At 42.1% G+C, this 14,714-nt stretch carries 15 protein-coding genes, 1 pseudogene and 2 CRISPR repeat arrays; of the genes and pseudogenes, 5 read left to right on the forward strand and 11 right to left on the reverse strand.

The features are described 5' to 3' along the window. Nucleotides 1-9: 9 nt before the first annotated feature. Nucleotides 10-1,004, forward strand: a pseudogene (gluQRS, locus tag ACQW03_RS00865) (tRNA glutamyl-Q(34) synthetase GluQRS). A gap of 64 nt (nucleotides 1,005-1,068) precedes the next feature. Here gluQRS and ACQW03_RS00870 read toward each other — a convergent pair. The 7 genes from ACQW03_RS00870 to ACQW03_RS00900 all read right to left on the reverse strand — a co-directional run bounded on the left by ACQW03_RS00870 (nucleotide 1,069) and on the right by ACQW03_RS00900 (nucleotide 6,449). After that, on the reverse strand, nucleotides 1,069-1,443 hold the full coding sequence (locus ACQW03_RS00870) for a DnaJ family domain-containing protein (RefSeq protein ID WP_069080479.1): 375 nt from the start codon (nucleotides 1,441-1,443) through the stop codon (nucleotides 1,069-1,071). A 114-nt stretch (nucleotides 1,444-1,557) separates the two neighbouring features. After that, nucleotides 1,558-1,752 (reverse strand): Rha family transcriptional regulator, encoded by a 195-nt coding sequence (locus ACQW03_RS00875; RefSeq protein ID WP_071644281.1) that lies wholly within the window; start codon nucleotides 1,750-1,752, stop codon nucleotides 1,558-1,560. Between the two features lie 131 nt (nucleotides 1,753-1,883). Then, nucleotides 1,884-2,051 (reverse strand): aspartyl-phosphate phosphatase Spo0E family protein, encoded by a 168-nt coding sequence (locus tag ACQW03_RS00880; protein WP_071558834.1) that lies wholly within the window; start codon nucleotides 2,049-2,051, stop codon nucleotides 1,884-1,886. 301 nt (nucleotides 2,052-2,352) lie between these two features. Next, nucleotides 2,353-3,771 (reverse strand): helix-turn-helix domain-containing protein, encoded by a 1,419-nt coding sequence (locus ACQW03_RS00885; RefSeq protein WP_441947859.1) that lies wholly within the window; start codon nucleotides 3,769-3,771, stop codon nucleotides 2,353-2,355. A 560-nt stretch (nucleotides 3,772-4,331) separates the two neighbouring features. Continuing rightward, nucleotides 4,332-5,570: a CRISPR direct-repeat array (repeat unit 32 nt; unit sequence ATTTCAATCCACGCACTCATATAGAGTGCGAC). Nucleotides 5,571-5,795: 225 nt separating this feature from the next. Then, a complete protein-coding gene (locus tag ACQW03_RS00890; RefSeq protein ID WP_305954439.1) occupies nucleotides 5,796-5,915 on the reverse strand; it encodes a CRISPR-associated endonuclease Cas2 in 120 nt (39 codons plus the stop codon). 210 nt (nucleotides 5,916-6,125) lie between these two features. Beyond that, nucleotides 6,126-6,227, reverse strand: coding sequence for a CRISPR-associated endonuclease Cas1 (locus ACQW03_RS00895; RefSeq protein ID WP_256703524.1), 102 nt, complete (start codon nucleotides 6,225-6,227; stop codon nucleotides 6,126-6,128). A gap of 54 nt (nucleotides 6,228-6,281) precedes the next feature. Beyond that, nucleotides 6,282-6,449 (reverse strand): hypothetical protein, encoded by a 168-nt coding sequence (locus ACQW03_RS00900; protein ID WP_256703364.1) that lies wholly within the window; start codon nucleotides 6,447-6,449, stop codon nucleotides 6,282-6,284. Nucleotides 6,450-6,720: 271 nt separating this feature from the next. On the opposite strand from ACQW03_RS00900, the gene ACQW03_RS00905 reads away from it, so the two are divergent. From ACQW03_RS00905 to ACQW03_RS00920, 4 genes are all read left to right on the forward strand, one after another. Further along, a complete protein-coding gene (locus tag ACQW03_RS00905; RefSeq protein ID WP_441952276.1) occupies nucleotides 6,721-7,407 on the forward strand; it encodes a YrpD family protein in 687 nt (228 codons plus the stop codon). Nucleotides 7,408-7,466: 59 nt separating this feature from the next. Next, nucleotides 7,467-8,288: a copper amine oxidase N-terminal domain-containing protein gene (locus ACQW03_RS00910; RefSeq protein WP_441952278.1), complete on the forward strand. Its 822-nt coding sequence runs from the start codon at nucleotides 7,467-7,469 to the stop codon at nucleotides 8,286-8,288. A gap of 279 nt (nucleotides 8,289-8,567) precedes the next feature. Continuing rightward, the gene (locus tag ACQW03_RS00915) at nucleotides 8,568-9,164 is read left to right on the forward strand and encodes a hypothetical protein (RefSeq protein ID WP_441947862.1); all 597 of its coding nucleotides are present in this window, start codon (nucleotides 8,568-8,570) and stop codon (nucleotides 9,162-9,164) included. A 2-nt stretch (nucleotides 9,165-9,166) separates the two neighbouring features. After that, a complete protein-coding gene (locus tag ACQW03_RS00920) occupies nucleotides 9,167-9,790 on the forward strand; it encodes a hypothetical protein (RefSeq protein WP_441947864.1) in 624 nt (207 codons plus the stop codon). A 677-nt stretch (nucleotides 9,791-10,467) separates the two neighbouring features. Continuing rightward, a CRISPR array of direct repeats spans nucleotides 10,468-11,660; the repeat unit is 33 nt; unit sequence ATTTCAATCCACGCACTCCATACAGAGTGCGAC. Between the two features lie 180 nt (nucleotides 11,661-11,840). Here the strand turns inward: ACQW03_RS00920 and cas2 are convergent. From cas2 to cas7c, 4 genes are read right to left on the reverse strand one after another with little or no spacing between them, the layout of a single operon-like run. Then, on the reverse strand, nucleotides 11,841-12,131 hold the full coding sequence (gene cas2 / locus ACQW03_RS00925; protein WP_023988276.1) for a CRISPR-associated endonuclease Cas2: 291 nt from the start codon (nucleotides 12,129-12,131) through the stop codon (nucleotides 11,841-11,843). A 10-nt stretch (nucleotides 12,132-12,141) separates the two neighbouring features. After that, on the reverse strand, nucleotides 12,142-13,173 hold the full coding sequence (gene cas1c / locus ACQW03_RS00930) for a type I-C CRISPR-associated endonuclease Cas1c (RefSeq protein WP_068940696.1): 1,032 nt from the start codon (nucleotides 13,171-13,173) through the stop codon (nucleotides 12,142-12,144). Beyond that, nucleotides 13,170-13,829, reverse strand: a complete 660-nt coding sequence (cas4, locus tag ACQW03_RS00935) for a CRISPR-associated protein Cas4 (protein WP_441947867.1) — start codon at nucleotides 13,827-13,829, stop codon at nucleotides 13,170-13,172. Before cas4 ends, cas1c begins: the two co-directional genes overlap by 4 nt. Then, entirely contained in the window at nucleotides 13,816-14,691 is an 876-nt protein-coding gene (gene cas7c, locus ACQW03_RS00940) for a type I-C CRISPR-associated protein Cas7/Csd2 (protein WP_441947869.1), read from the reverse strand. Before cas7c ends, cas4 begins: the two co-directional genes overlap by 14 nt. Nucleotides 14,692-14,714: the final 23 nt, after the last annotated feature.

A 14,714-nucleotide genomic window follows, 5' to 3' on the forward strand; every position in this document is an offset into this window, starting at 1 on the left:
CACTTTCGTATGGAATTACAAGCCCAACCCATCAGAGGGCGATTTGCCCCAACACCGTCGGGATGGATACACTTAGGAAACGCTCGCACCGCCTTATTATCCTGGCTGCACGTTCGTTCCCTGGGCGGAACCTATATTTTGCGCATGGAAAATATCGATATGACGCGAGCTCGCAACCAGTTAGCGCAAGGGATTATGGAAGATTTGCGCTGGATCGGGCTGAATTGGGACGAAGGACCCGACATAGGCGGTCCATACGGTCCCTATACTCAAAGCCAGCGGCTGGAACGCTTCCAATCTGCATTGGAGATACTACAGAGCAAGATTTACTGTATCCTTGTTTTTGCAGTCGGGCCGACATTCTGGCTGCCGCTCATGCTCCACATGGACTGTCTGGTGAAGGGCCTGCGTATTCGGGGGCATGTCGTAACCTTAGCTCTCAAGATGTCGTAGCCAAAGCACAACATAAACTCCCTTCACTTCGCTTTAAAGTACCGCAAAATCCAGATGCCGTTATTTCGTTTCATGATCAGGTAGCAGGTCATGTGGCCTTTGGTGCGGCAGATGGGGGCGATTTTATCGTCAAACGGGCGGACGGCATGTTTTCCTATCAGCTTGCCGTCGTTGTCGATGATGCGGATATGCATATGACCGACGTACTACGCGGGTATGATCTTCTCGATTCAACGCCCCGTCAGCTATTACTGTACCAAGCTTTGGGGTTGCAGCCGCCACGTTTCGCACACGTTCCCCTTGTCCTGGGCCCTGATGGACGAAGGCTTGCCAAACGACATGGTGGCGTAGCACTCCGAGCTATGCGCCGACAAGGTGTCACACCGGAAGCAGTCATTGGCTGGCTCGCCTATTTTTCCGGGCTGCTGGATTCACCTGAGCCTGTGAAGGCTGTGGATTTAATCGATGACTTTCATTTGGACAAACTGCCCAAAGAACCTGTCATCCTGACGAAACAATGCCTCACGAGATTATCTGCACTGCAACGGTAATGAGGTAAAGCACGGAAATCAAAGTGTACGGGCAAGGGCATTCCGCCCTTTGCTCCTCTCGCTTCTATTCCTCCAGTCGCTTACGCATAGCGGACTCATATTCATAAAATACAGATGATGTATTCAGCCCTCTTTCCTCCAGCAGCATACGTAGACGAAGTGATTTTTCAGTCAGCCTGCGACTGATCCGTTGTTGCTCTCCTGCCTCATGGCAAGCGTGAAGCAAATCACGTAGCTGGACACATTCCTTTTGTAACTGAAGCTCTTCCGGTAAAATGCCTGCATTCTTCAACAGCTTGTACGACATCCGCAGCTCCTCTGGAACATGTGACAAATCCTCGATGACCAGTGGCTTGCCCGCTCCCGGCAAATGATCAAACTCACCTTTGGCCATCGCCTCGGCAATCTTCTGCTCTGCCATTCTGGAGAACATCCCCATCACTCCTTGTATTAAGCTTCCTATGTACAATCTATATTAAAGAAACCTGGAGTCCTTTGCCACTGTAGCTTACATATCATTAGGATGTCCTGTATCCATAAAGGAGAAAGAGGGTTATTCTTCGATCCCAAGCAATTGAGATACTTGTACTCTATATTTTTTGGCCTTACGTGTTCCATGAATGAGATTAGACAAGCGGCTAGCAGGAATATGGTAGGTATCACAAAATGTTCTCTGATCCATTTGCCTCTCGACTAGCTTTTCTTTGATTTTCCAGCCAAAAGGGGTTACAGGATTTCGTATGTTCAACAACGTTATCACCTCTTCATAAGTATAGGATTTAGGATTTAGGATTTAGGATTTAGGATTTAGAATTTTGATTGGGGTTTGGAGATTGGATTTCACACTCTTCCTTTAGCAACATGTCATGAACTCATTTGTTAGGATTTCATTTTGTATATTTGGTATTGATTCAATAGTTCATCCAGTTTCATGGATTGTTCAATCACTTTGGGATGCGTTAAAAATCCGTATTTCTTCTGGACTTGGTACAGTCTTTTTCTGGCCCGTTCGACACGAAGTAAAGTCACACCTGGATTCATCAGCATGATTCCCCCTTCTGTGTCATATCCTAATGCAAAACGTAAATTTTTGGTTTTTTTTAAAATACGCTTAACAAAAAAAGTGCTTCTGGAATATTCCAGAGGCACTTTTTGTCGGTATATGTTTATTTTTAGTTGGTTTCAGGTTGTTCCAGGGTAGTTTCAATCAACAACACCACCCATTAACAGTAAGGTTAGTGAGTGTTAATTCTTATTTTACCTTTAAGCACCTCCAATAGTATCGTTAAGCTGAATAATATGGTGTTGGTTATAATCATGATTAGGTACAGCCACGATAAATAAAAAGCTAGCTGCGACGATCAGAAGAACCATTTTTCTTAACATTGTCTAACCACACCTTTTCAATGAAATTTAAAAACTGCGCCTTTGTTTCATGTGCTGCATTCATTCTGAAATGTAAGAATAATCCCATGCAGTTTATAAAATAAGTTTCATTATTTATTATATGTGACTTTAGCATTGCATACATCAAGTGTTTAAAACCATCGTTATACCTCCCTTGATGCAAATAGTAATAAGCTAACTCGTATCCAAGACGTGCAAACTGTTCTGGTATCACTTGTTGGGTATACATATCAGATGACGGATTGTGTTGGGCAAATAAGTCAATTTTCTTTTTAAACCTTCGAAGTATATGATCTACATCTATACTATACTGGTTTGCCGCCGACATAACATTCAACACTTTTGTAACCATTTCTTTTTCAGAAGCATCTGGCGATGCAGCAATATATTCAACATAATTGTTTAATACACTTATATCTCCAGATAATAGTTTATAGGTGTAGATATTACCTTCTGCCCAATCTTGAAACTGTTTAATCCAATGCAGAGTATCCTCGTCAGTCTCTTTGACCCAATCTAAATTAGCGTAGGCGTATGTATATTCTAATGCCTGCTCATAATCTCCTTTGGCCTCATATACACTGGCACACAGTAAATCAGAATAGGTGATGTACACAAACAATGGACGGCTCAGCCTCTTTTCAAGTTCCGCAGGCTTTCGTTTTTTCTGCTGATGCTCTAATGTATATTGAATTTCCGCTCTAGCTCTCATTTTTCGAGCGGTCACATCAAGCCTGTCCCATAAGCGCAAAGAACGAAACACATTCGCCAAATCTTTTAGCGCATCAAGTTGGTCTATTTCATCCAGACGTTCCACGAAGGGTTCAAATAGCGTTGCTGCCTTGAGATTACGGCTTTGGTCGTCTCCAACTTGAATCGAGAATATACGATATTGGCAGGTGGCCAAGCGTTCAGAATGCTGATATTTCTCCACTTCTGCGACATTCTCATAGAGAGGCAGCGCAGCAGCATGTCGTCCCTGTTCAAATAATGCTTCTGCAACATCAAATAGCCTAGTCGCATACAGCGGATTATCCATGATATGTCCAACCATTCGACGGATTGCATCCAGCTTGTCCAGCTCCGCACAACGATACAATAATGGCTCGATTCGCCTAAAATTCGGAGAAAGGTCAATGATGTAATTTTCTATGTATAGATCGTAAAAATAGCCTTCTGGCAAATCCATAGCCGCAGTAATTCGGTCTAGCTGCTGTACGGAAATAGGACGATGCTGAGTAATCCAATTACTAAGCGTTCTTTGATGAACCCCTGAATATTGGGCAAATTGACTCAACGTCATATCATTTTGTTTTAGATAATCCTCAAACTCCGCTGAAATCGTAGGTGTATGCTTCAAGTCATAACCACCCTTCACATAAAAATTCCATTATTTTAAAAATCACCCTCTATTCTTCTCCATAATTAACCATCTGTCAATATATTATGCAACTAATGTTTTTAGCGGAAATTCAGCATAACTTACACATATTGAGACATGATGGACGAGTAGCATTCTGAAATGATTGGATTGATCCAAGTAAAAGGTTTCACAGAGTTGACATGACTAATTCATTTCCCCATGTGGATTCTCACCAGTAATGATATAGAGGTCCCATGCAGAAACTCTGTTGTACCTTTTAATTACATGAAAAATCCCCTGATGTTGATGCAATCAGGGGATACCTAGGTTCATTTCTCTCGCTTTGATAATACGAAGTTGATTATTTCTCCAGTCACAATTCCTGTCAAAATTGCATAGATTCCCATAGCGCTCATCTTATATCCCAAAGCGTAAAATAACCCTATACCTATTGCGTAGCCCAACAAAATCACTGCATAGCGCTTTAATTTCAATCCACGCACTCCATACAGAGTGCGACGCCAAACGATATTATTGAGTACGTAAAAGAGCAGGAGATTTCAATCCACGCACTCATATAGAGTGCGACTCCTGCCGCCTGGATTGCAATGAATATGACTAGATTTCAATCCACGCACTCATATAGAGTGCGACCTAAAATCCTAATGCCTTGCGGTATCCCGGTCATAATTTCAATCCACGCACTCATATAGAGTGCGACGAGGACGTGTTGACGAAGTTCGTCGGCAGGATTGTATTTCAATCCACGCACTCATATAGAGTGCGACCATATCTTCGCAACAGTGGCGTAAGGGAGGAGATCATTTCAATCCACGCACTCATATAGAGTGCGACGAAGATATCAAATTGAGATCCCATGGGATGTTGAATTTCAATCCACGCACTCATATAGAGTGCGACCGGTAGGCAGTATGACAAAGCGAAGTTTATTGCGATTTCAATCCACGCACTCATATAGAGTGCGACTCTGCTTATTAGCATATGCTAATGACTCACGAACTTATTTCAATCCACGCACTCATATAGAGTGCGACTATCCGGCAAAGCAATTGGCTGCTGCAATCATTGTGAATTTCAATCCACGCACTCATATAGAGTGCGACACTTTTTCTTCTTCGTAGCACCGCTCTATTTGTGATTTCAATCCACGCACTCATATAGAGTGCGACTGTTTACCACGTGGAAAGCTCAATAGCTCATCTTCATTTCAATCCACGCACTCATATAGAGTGCGACCATCAACTGTGTTAAACATGCTGGAATATTACAAAATTTCAATCCACGCACTCATATAGAGTGCGACGAATGAGAAGGACGTATGCAGGCCGTGCATAAGTATTTCAATCCACGCACTCATATAGAGTGCGACGCTCCCCTTGATCTAGCTTGTCCGCGTTTCGACGATTTCAATCCACGCACTCATATAGAGTGCGACGAGGTGTACAGCGCGTACAGCGCGACTATTACGCCAATTTCAATCCACGCACTCATATAGAGTGCGACTCACGAATTATTCGGTGAGCCTGCGTCCGGCGAATTTCAATCCACGCACTCATATAGAGTGCGACCAGGTTACGGACGATAAGAGTCCGGCATTTACTACGATTTCAATCCACGCACTCATATAGAGTGCGACTCCGTTGCCGAATGTACGGCTTGCGCAGTCTAATCATTTCAATCCACGCACTCATATAGAGTGCGACTTCGATCATATCCGGTGTGACAACCAAATATGACACTGGTATTTCAATCCACGCACTCATATAGAGTGCGACAGCGAAAATGCAGTAATTGATTATCTAATGATATCATTTCCATGCATTTTCGAAAAAAGCAATGTCTAAAAGGCTTAAATTAACCATTGACTTTTTCTCACTGATAGCATTTTCTATACTTTTCGACAAATTCCGAGGTGCGAAGGACCCGGGGTTTTCATGTGAGCTTCACATTCGCACCTTATAAAATCAGTGAGCTTTCCATATTGGAAGCTTCCTTAGCCCCTATATGCTCTTCTTCTTTTTATAGCTATCACCCAAATTGTAGAAATGCAGGCTAAGTTCTCTTTCGTCTATTAATTCTTCTAGTTCATACTTTAAACGTCTAAATTGGGTCAAATCCAAAATACATTCAAATAGAGATACATAATCCTATCCTGTTTCATTGTACCATGCCTTCATTACGATTTTCCTTATATCATCGTTTCATCATGACAGCCCATTTTCTTTTTTTGTAAAATCCTTTATCTAATCATTTTCTTGTTAATCAAAAACAGGACAAAACAGCCGGCATACGCCTCGAAACTCTTTCATCATATCCAGTGTCAAGGAGGCTCATCCCGGATAACCTACATTAGCATCCAAGCCGACGGCTTCCAGTGCTGATTTCATATCGTTGGGCAGTAGTGTATAGGCAAAAGATAACAAAGCATTCACATGATCTAACGGCGGGCGCTTATGGCGTCCATGGAAGTAAAAATCAATTTTTCACTACAAAATCAGTTCATCCCAAACGGAATTGTACTGAACCGCCTCCCTCCCCTCCAAACAGCGTAAAATCACCAGCTCCTCCACTTCTCTGTGATGCCATGCGTTCATGATGACAGGACATTGGTCAGATTTAATTCTGCCTGGATGATAATATAATCCAGTTTTCATATAAATACCTCAATAGTCCCTGTTTATATCATCATCATACGAGATTGAATGTACATCATAAGTGCTGGTAAACAAGGAAAGTTTAACGCAGGAAGTTATCCCCCTGGAACCAGTGAGTCAGGTTACGTATAAGAATTCGAATTCATCCCTCACATCCGTAACTGATACTACGTATAAAAATAATAGGTATAAAGATTCAACGGGGCAGTTATATACTTTACCCGTATTACAGCCTAAACTAGCGTGTATGGGAAATCACTTATTAACACCAATGGATTTTAGCACTAACTCCGCGAGCTTTCCTGAATGTCGAGACCTGAGAAACGGGCCGTATCGTTCGGTATGGTCACATATAGGGTTTGCATGGGCTAGTACACGGGTTCATTTACCAAGTGCTAGAGAGATTCGTGATAATAATAGTGGTTATAATGGAAGCACAGGATTTATCTATATGGGTGGTTGGAGTAACACCAATATGGCGGTTGATGTTGGTTTGCAGCATAGTACAAAATATAATGACTGGGCTCCTTTTATGCTTATTGAAGGTGTGAAGAACCCTTATACTTTTAAGCCACGTTTTGAACCCGATCAGGAAGTACAAATGAAATTTTATGTTCCTTCTGACGGTAACATTGCCTTGACTGTAACAGGTTATGCAGACGGTGAAAAGATAAGTAGGAGCTATGTCGAGCCGGCCCCAGGTTGGACTGCTACTGGCAACGGTAACCTTATCAAAAGAACGACAAGTATAGGGCAAATACAAGATCGACAAGACTATAATGATGGATCTTACTTTAGAAGAGTTCGTTGGGCCACATCCTATATCGGTTCAAATTCAGAAGATAATATCCCTTGGCGTAACAGTCAAACCTATGATTATTGTTCTATGCCACGGAGTAAAGTTGAAGTGGATTACGTGCATGGAGGAGAGGAAACAGACAGTATATTTTTAGACTGAATTTTTATGAGAGGGGCTGCTTCGCCCCTCTCTTTTAAGGAGGAAATTTTGTGGGAAAGATGTTGTTCAGAATTATGCTTATAGGTGCATTGTTTTTTTGTTTTTCTCAACCCAATACAGGAAAAATGTCAGCTCAGAGTATAGCTCCAAGCACTCCATTTTTGAAGATTAACAATTACTATGTCTTGTTCACAGCCCCCAAAGCACCTTATATTGATCAGAACAATCGCTATATGGTGCCTTTGAGATCCATTAATGATTTGTTGGGAGGACAGACTAAGTTTAACCCAACTTCTAACACGGCTACAATTAAGTTTGGAACACACAAGGTTGAGTTTAAAATGAACTCCACTGAGATTGTTACCGACTCGAACACGTCCGTGATGGATACCGTCCCTGTACTTTATAAAAATGCGATGTTTGTGCCTTTAGGGGTACTTACTAAGCACTTAGATATACACCAGGAATGGGATCAGCAAAATAAACTGTATTCCCTCTCTGGGAAAGAATTAATGAAGACACCTATGATGGAGAATGTAGAAGATTCGGATCATTTTAGAGAACAAGTGGATAATGAAAATGCATTCCAGTTGTTATCGTACAAATTGACCATGGGAGAAAAAATTCATCTGGCCATTACAGCTAAGAATGTGACAGGGAAAAAGATTAGTGAGAGCATTGAAGATTTAAATACTACTTTTATTTTTTCTGACAATAGCACAGCCGGGGAAAATAGAAATCGTAAAAGACCCAATATAGATAAGGATGAAATTGTAACTCGCGAATATGACATAGATTATGTGAAAACAATTGAGAATAATAAAATTATCAAACATGAGCTGTCGTATATTCTCTTTAAGGGAAGAACGCTAAAACCATAGAATCCCTTATGTGAAATGGTACTGTTTTCCTTGCAGATGGGTCGTAGGGTGTGAATTGAGTTAAAAGTAAAGCTGATCCAAGAAGGGATCAGCTTTACTTTTGCCATTCTAATTATGTAGCCATACAGAGGTTTTCATTCTCCTCCTCTTATCAAGGCTACTGAAATAAAAAATGACAAAAAATATTATAATATGGAAACTTTTTGCTGAATAACAACGTCTATATAGTTGATCGTTGATTTATAAAAAATTCCATAGGAGGAACAAACATCGAGAAAAGTGAAATGGAAAAAGAAATTGATGATCACTTCAATGACATTTGTTTTATCTTTAATGGCAGCAACAGTAAGCGCTGACACTGGAACCGCGCATATTAAAATTGGTTCTATATCAGGTGGGGCAAGTAATATCTCCTATTGGTATGATTCATCTCTTTCAACATACGGCCAAACTGGTGCTGTAGACAATGCGAGAAGTAAGTGGGATGCAACATCATCTAGAATTGGATGGAGTTCTGGAAGTTCCTCAAGTGCAAAATTAAAAGTTTATGCCGGGAATTACTCACTTCCTGGAGGTACTTACGGATCAACCTCTTACTTTCTTTCTAACGGACAGCAAGTTGACGCTGGAGCCATAACAAATGGGTCAAATTATGATGTGGCTAGAGTTGTATTAGATGCAGGCTGGACAAGCGGCTGGTCACAATCAGAAAGATTTATGAATGCTGGTCACGAACTTGGTCATGTACTTGGCTTAAACCACTTTCAAAATGCTCCTGCTCATGCAGGAGAACATTGGATGAAATCAGGTAGATATGCTCTCTCATCACCTACATCAACAGATACTTCACATGTGGTTAAGAAATGGGGGAATTAAACATGCGGAAAAAACTGGTATTGACGGTCGCTGCTTCTCTAGCACTTGGGATGGGTATTTTCTCCTATTCATATTCAAATAGTGCGGCAATAAGTAAGCAAGCCCAACATAATGCTAATCCAATTGCTATGAAAGACCCTTCATCTATATTACGTACAGGTGAAATTGAAGCCAACCATGCAATTTTCACAAATGCAGATGATGCGGAAGCTCAATCCGATGCTGTAGTTAAAGTCATTGCAACCGGAGAAAGCAAAAATGTCATTGAAAATTTTGATTGGGGGCCTTCAGGTAGAACAGAAACTAAGGTCAAAGTAACTAAAGTATATAAAGATTCCATAAAAAAGGAAATCGGTTCTGAACTTGTAGCATTCGAGCCTACCTATGTGATCCAAGACAAACAGGGCAGTATTAGAATGAATTATGAAGATTACACACCAATACAAGAAGGGAAGGAATACATCTTATTTTTAGTATGGAGTGAGCCGCTTGGTGGATATTGGATTAATGCTTTAGAACAAGGAAAGCATGATTTGTCTGGGACTGATGCAGAAGAAAAAACATTACAAGCTACTAATAATCAGTATAATGAGCTGAAGAAAAGTGTATTAGAAAAATATAAATAATGACTGGCAGGTAATAACTTATATGTGCCTTTTCGGACAAATGTGCTAATAGGTCCTAGGGCTGTGAATTGAGTATAATTATGTAGCCATACAGAAGATTTCAATCTCTCCTCTATCAAGTCCAGTTCGTTCAACTCCAGTGCCGCATTTGTCTCAATTACTCCCACATTCCTTCTTCATCCATTGTACTGTGACGTTCCCATCTTATTACGTATTTCGAATACTCTAGTATCATTGAAGCAAGCAGCTGTGTTTTTTCGCCATACGTTAGTTTGTATTGTTCTGAGATTTTCATTAGAAGAGATTGAACACCTGCCTCAAAAGCGTCATTGTCTTCTTCCTTACTCCAAAAAGTAGCGATAATGCGCCGGAGCCAATACAAAACCTCCTTATGAAATATGCTACCTCTCCAATACGCACTCACATGGAGTGCGACGTACGAGGCTGTCCCTTTTCACCAGTATCTTCAAATTTCAATCCACGCACCCATATAGAATGCGACTTTAGCTTCTACTGTTAATTCTTCAAGTCCTAGCAAATTTCAATCCGCGCACTCCACACAGAGTGCGACTCCTTCGGTACACTATACTGGTTCATCTCTGTTACCTATTTCAATCCACGCACTCACATGGAGTGCGACCATAGCGTGTATTTTCTGCACGAAGCATTTTCTTTACATTTCAATCCATGCACTCCATACAGAGTGCGACAGCAGCTCTAATAGCTACCCAAGGAGAGGGGATAGAGATTTCAATCCACGCACTCCATACAGAGTGCGACCGCATGACGTAAGCAATAGATTTTAAAAATTTGTCATTTCAATCCACGCACTCCATACAGAGTGCGACGATCGAATGGGCGCGGTGTGATGCGAGAGGTTAACGGATTTCAATCCACGCACTCCATACAGAGTGCGACTCACATGATGTTTTCACAGGCGATGCGACTACACAATTTCAATCCACGCACTCCATACAGAGTGCGACGATGGAGGCACACTGTCAGGGGGCACACTTGAGATATTTCAATCCACGCACTCCATACAGAGTGCGACTTCTAACGGATAAATCCCGTAAGGTATGGCCGTCATTTCAATCCACGCACTCCATACAGAGTGCGACGCTTTCCGCATCTATGCGGTTTTCTCTACCAACCTTATTTCAATCCACGCACTCCATACAGAGTGCGACTATGTTCTCTCTTTAATTAAGTATACCACGAAGCATTTCAATCCACGCACTCCATACAGAGTGCGACGTAAAATGTTTTAATGATCTTGATTGTACCATCTTTTGATTTCAATCCACGCACTCCATACAGAGTGCGACGACATACCACATCCTCAATTGGCGGTAGATGGTGGGATTTCAATCCACGCACTCCATACAGAGTGCGACTTGTCCGATGTGGTATCCGTAAAGCCCATCGTGAATTTCAATCCACGCACTCCATACAGAGTGCGACCCCAGCGAAGAAGTACAATTTTGAGCCATCGAAATTTCAATCCACGCACTCCATACAGAGTGCGACTATTTCCAATTTACCGTTTTCAACCAAATAGTCATTTCAATCCACGCACTCCATACAGAGTGCGACTTGGGCGTACTCCAGTGAGCCGCTCCACTCCCTCCAATTTCAATCCACGCACTCCATACAGAGTGCGACCTGGACTGGATTTCGATGCAGCTCAAGCATAATGAATTTCAATCCACGCACTCCATACAGAGTGCGACGCGGATTTGAGCACTGCTTCCGTTGGGGATGACGATTTCAATCCACGCACTCCATACAGAGTGCGACGGTGGAGCTGCTCCAACCAAGATCAGCGAGCCCATTAATTTCAATCCACGCACTCCATACAGAGTGCGACAGCGAAAATGCAGGAATTCATACCCTAATGATATCAATTCCACACATTATCGCAAAAACTGATGTCAAAAAGGCTTGTATCAACTATTGACTTTTTCTCATAGACAGCATTCTAATGCTTTTCGACAAATTTCGAGGTGCGAAGGACCCGGGATTTTTATGTGAGCTTCACATTCGCACCTTATAAAATTAGTGGGCTTTCCATATCGTAAGCTTCCTTTGCCCCTATATGCTCTACTTTCTTCTTGTAGTTATCTCCTAAGTTGTAGAAGCGCAAGCTGTCTTCTTTTGGGTCTATTAATTCTTCGAGTTCATACTTTAAGCTGCGGAACTGGGTCGAGTCCAAAATACATTCAAACACAGAATTTTGCACCCTTTGTCCGTGATCTACGCACTTTTTCGCAACCTTTGCCAGTCTTTTTCTACCTTCTCTGTCTACTGTACTCACATCATACGTGATCAAAATGAGCAAGTGTTCACACCTACTTCCACAAAAATGGAGGGTACTCGTCCAGATCTCCCCGAATATATCTAGCCAAGAGCAAAGCCTGTGAATAGGGCACCAGTCCCCAAGACATTTTCTCATTCAAATAAGGATGAATCATTTTTTCCTGTTTTCGTTCTTGCCATGCCTTCAATACGATTTTCCTCGTATCATCGTCCATCATCACAGCCCCGTTTTCTTTTTTGTAAAATCCTTTCCCATGAATCAATTTTTTGTTAATCAATGTAAGGACAAAACGGTCGGCATATACTCCTCGAAGCTCTTCCATCACATCCAGTGCCAAGGAGGCTCGCCCTGGACGATCTCGATGCAGAAAACCTACATAAGCATCCAGACCGACAGCTTCCAGTGCAGATTTCATATCGTTGGATAACAGTGTATAGGCAAAAGATAATAGGGCATTCACATTATCTAGCGGCGGGCGCTTATGGCGCCCATGGAAGTAAAAATCATCTTTTTGCTGCAAGATCAGCTCATCCCACACGGAATTGTACTGAACTGCCGCCGTCCCCTCCAAACCGCGTAAAATGTCCAGTTCCTCCACTTCTCGGACTTGCTTCATGATCTCTGTCAAAGAAGCGGTCACCTTCTTCATGCGTTCCGTATCAATACGAAGTGGATAATCCCTCGTTGCCCGTTCCAAAATCCATTTATGGTTATATATTTTGCCTATAATCATATTTCTGGCTACAAGAGCACTTCTTCTATCATCATCGGAAATCCGGTACTGTTCTTTTCTCAGTACCACATTTCCCCGGCTTTCCCCGGTAACTCTCGCCAGGAAGCGTCCGCTTCGTGTCATAAAGGTTAGGTCTATATTGCGTGTTGCACAAGCTCCCATGAGGCCTGGACTGGCCCCTGAATAGCCAAAAGTGCAAACCGCCTCCAAATTGTGCAAAGGATACCGTGCAAGAATGGACTCTTCTTGTTTGATCACGATATTTTCCCCATCTAGTGACAAGTACGTATCTGGCATGGTCACAAATAATGTGTTTAGTAATTTTTTCATTCAGCTATCCTGCTTTCAATAAAGCTTGAAACTGATTTTTTATTCAGTATTTCGGGAACACATATGTTATGTAGTGAGCAGCTCAGGCAGTGTGGTCCCGCTTTGGCTTTAGGTGTATGATTTCGTTCAAAATAATGCCGCATTTCCTGCAAGCTTGTACGCACACGCTCTCGGTCAGCCGCCGTGATGATGACCTCTACACGGTGTTTGATCTCATCGTAATAAAAGTAGCCTTTTGAAATCTCACACACGAGCATTTCTTCAAGACACATCACTTGTGCGACCAATTGTGCATGATCCGAGTCATTTCGTTTCGGTTTGCCACGCTTGTATTCAACAGGAAAAGGAAGGTAGGTACCTTCCTCCCCTGCAAGCGGAACACCAAAGGGATCACATATGAACTCCACCACGTCACAGATTCCCGTAATTCCAAGCTCTCTGGAATGTACAGGTAACGCGCGTACGATGAGCTTATCCCCTCTTTTTTCACGAATCATGGGCTGATCGGCTTTCCTGTGCAAATGATTGCCCTCAATCGTCCGCACGTTTTCTTCCCATTGCTGCTCAATGTGAATAAGCGCCCACTGCCTTCTACAAAAATTAAAATGCTGTAAACCGGATAGCAGCAAATAATCTTCTTCGTTATAGACCTGCATACTCTTGGACCTCTAAGCCTTCGAGCGGTGTTAATATACATTCATAATGTGTATCAAAAGATTTGTCGATTGCAATTACATTTTCTTTCGGTTTCACTTCCAAAGATCGGTGTACTTTAGCAGATGAGTATTTTCCGAGTTTGGAATTGTGCTCCCACCAATAGACTTTATGAACCTCCATACTACCGTCAGGACGAGCGGATGAGACATCATTTTCAAATAACGAAATCAGCGCATCCTTGATCTTTCCAGCATCTTCGTTGGTAAATCCTGTTTTTTCAGCTAGTTGTGTATTGATGCTTCCCTTGAAAAGGTACACGCCGAAATCCACCCGATGCTTCATCCCCATCGTATCGGAACCTCTTTCTTTCCCCGGTTCGGAGTTTACACTTTTTGTGATTTGCATACTTGTAATATCAATAGGATCTATACTGGTTGCCGTATGTATAGATACAGGGCCTCTTACCCCAACGGACACTCCTGCTCCCTTACTCGCCGCCTTGAACGCAAATACTTGACCGAAGCTACGAACATCTATCCATTCCTGACAGGCAATTTTAGCAAATTCATTACTTGAGCCTTCCTTGCCCTTGAAGAATTTTTCCAATTCAGGATTGGCATCTGCACGTTCTCTTAAACTATTAAAAGTATCCGATTTACGATCATTAGATTGAACAAAAATAGACTCTCCCATGTCTTGCAGACGATTTCTCAATTTCCGTTTCAGAGCCACATCTGAAATCTCACCATAACCATCATAATTTTGCCGCGGACGATTACCATTCAGGGGATCGCCATTGGGATTTGCTCTAGTAACCGACAATACAACTGCAAAATCAATTTTGTGATCCAACACGGACATATAATTACTCTCCTTTAATGTAC

This window comes from Paenibacillus sp. DRB1-1 (assembly GCF_052119485.1).
GTDB lineage: Bacteria > Bacillota > Bacilli > Paenibacillales > Paenibacillaceae > Paenibacillus > Paenibacillus polymyxa_B.

Bases quoted from the DNA above. Each gene is read 5' to 3' on its own strand.
- cas7c (WP_441947869.1), bottom strand. From the start codon at position 14,691: ATGTCCGTGTTGGATCACAAAATTGATTTTGCAGTTGTATTGTCGGTT.
- ACQW03_RS00910 (WP_441952278.1), top strand. From the start codon at position 7,467: ATGTTGTTCAGAATTATGCTTATAGGTGCATTGTTTTTTTGTTTTTCT.
- cas4 (WP_441947867.1), bottom strand. From the start codon at position 13,829: ATGCAGGTCTATAACGAAGAAGATTATTTGCTGCTATCCGGTTTACAG.
- ACQW03_RS00900 (WP_256703364.1), bottom strand. From the start codon at position 6,449: ATGAAAACTGGATTATATTATCATCCAGGCAGAATTAAATCTGACCAA.
- ACQW03_RS00920 (WP_441947864.1), top strand. From the start codon at position 9,167: ATGCGGAAAAAACTGGTATTGACGGTCGCTGCTTCTCTAGCACTTGGG.
- ACQW03_RS00870 (WP_069080479.1), bottom strand. From the start codon at position 1,443: ATGGGGATGTTCTCCAGAATGGCAGAGCAGAAGATTGCCGAGGCGATG.
- ACQW03_RS00880 (WP_071558834.1), bottom strand. From the start codon at position 2,051: ATGCTGATGAATCCAGGTGTGACTTTACTTCGTGTCGAACGGGCCAGA.
- cas1c (WP_068940696.1), bottom strand. From the start codon at position 13,173: ATGAAAAAATTACTAAACACATTATTTGTGACCATGCCAGATACGTAC.
- ACQW03_RS00905 (WP_441952276.1), top strand. From the start codon at position 6,721: ATGGATTTTAGCACTAACTCCGCGAGCTTTCCTGAATGTCGAGACCTG.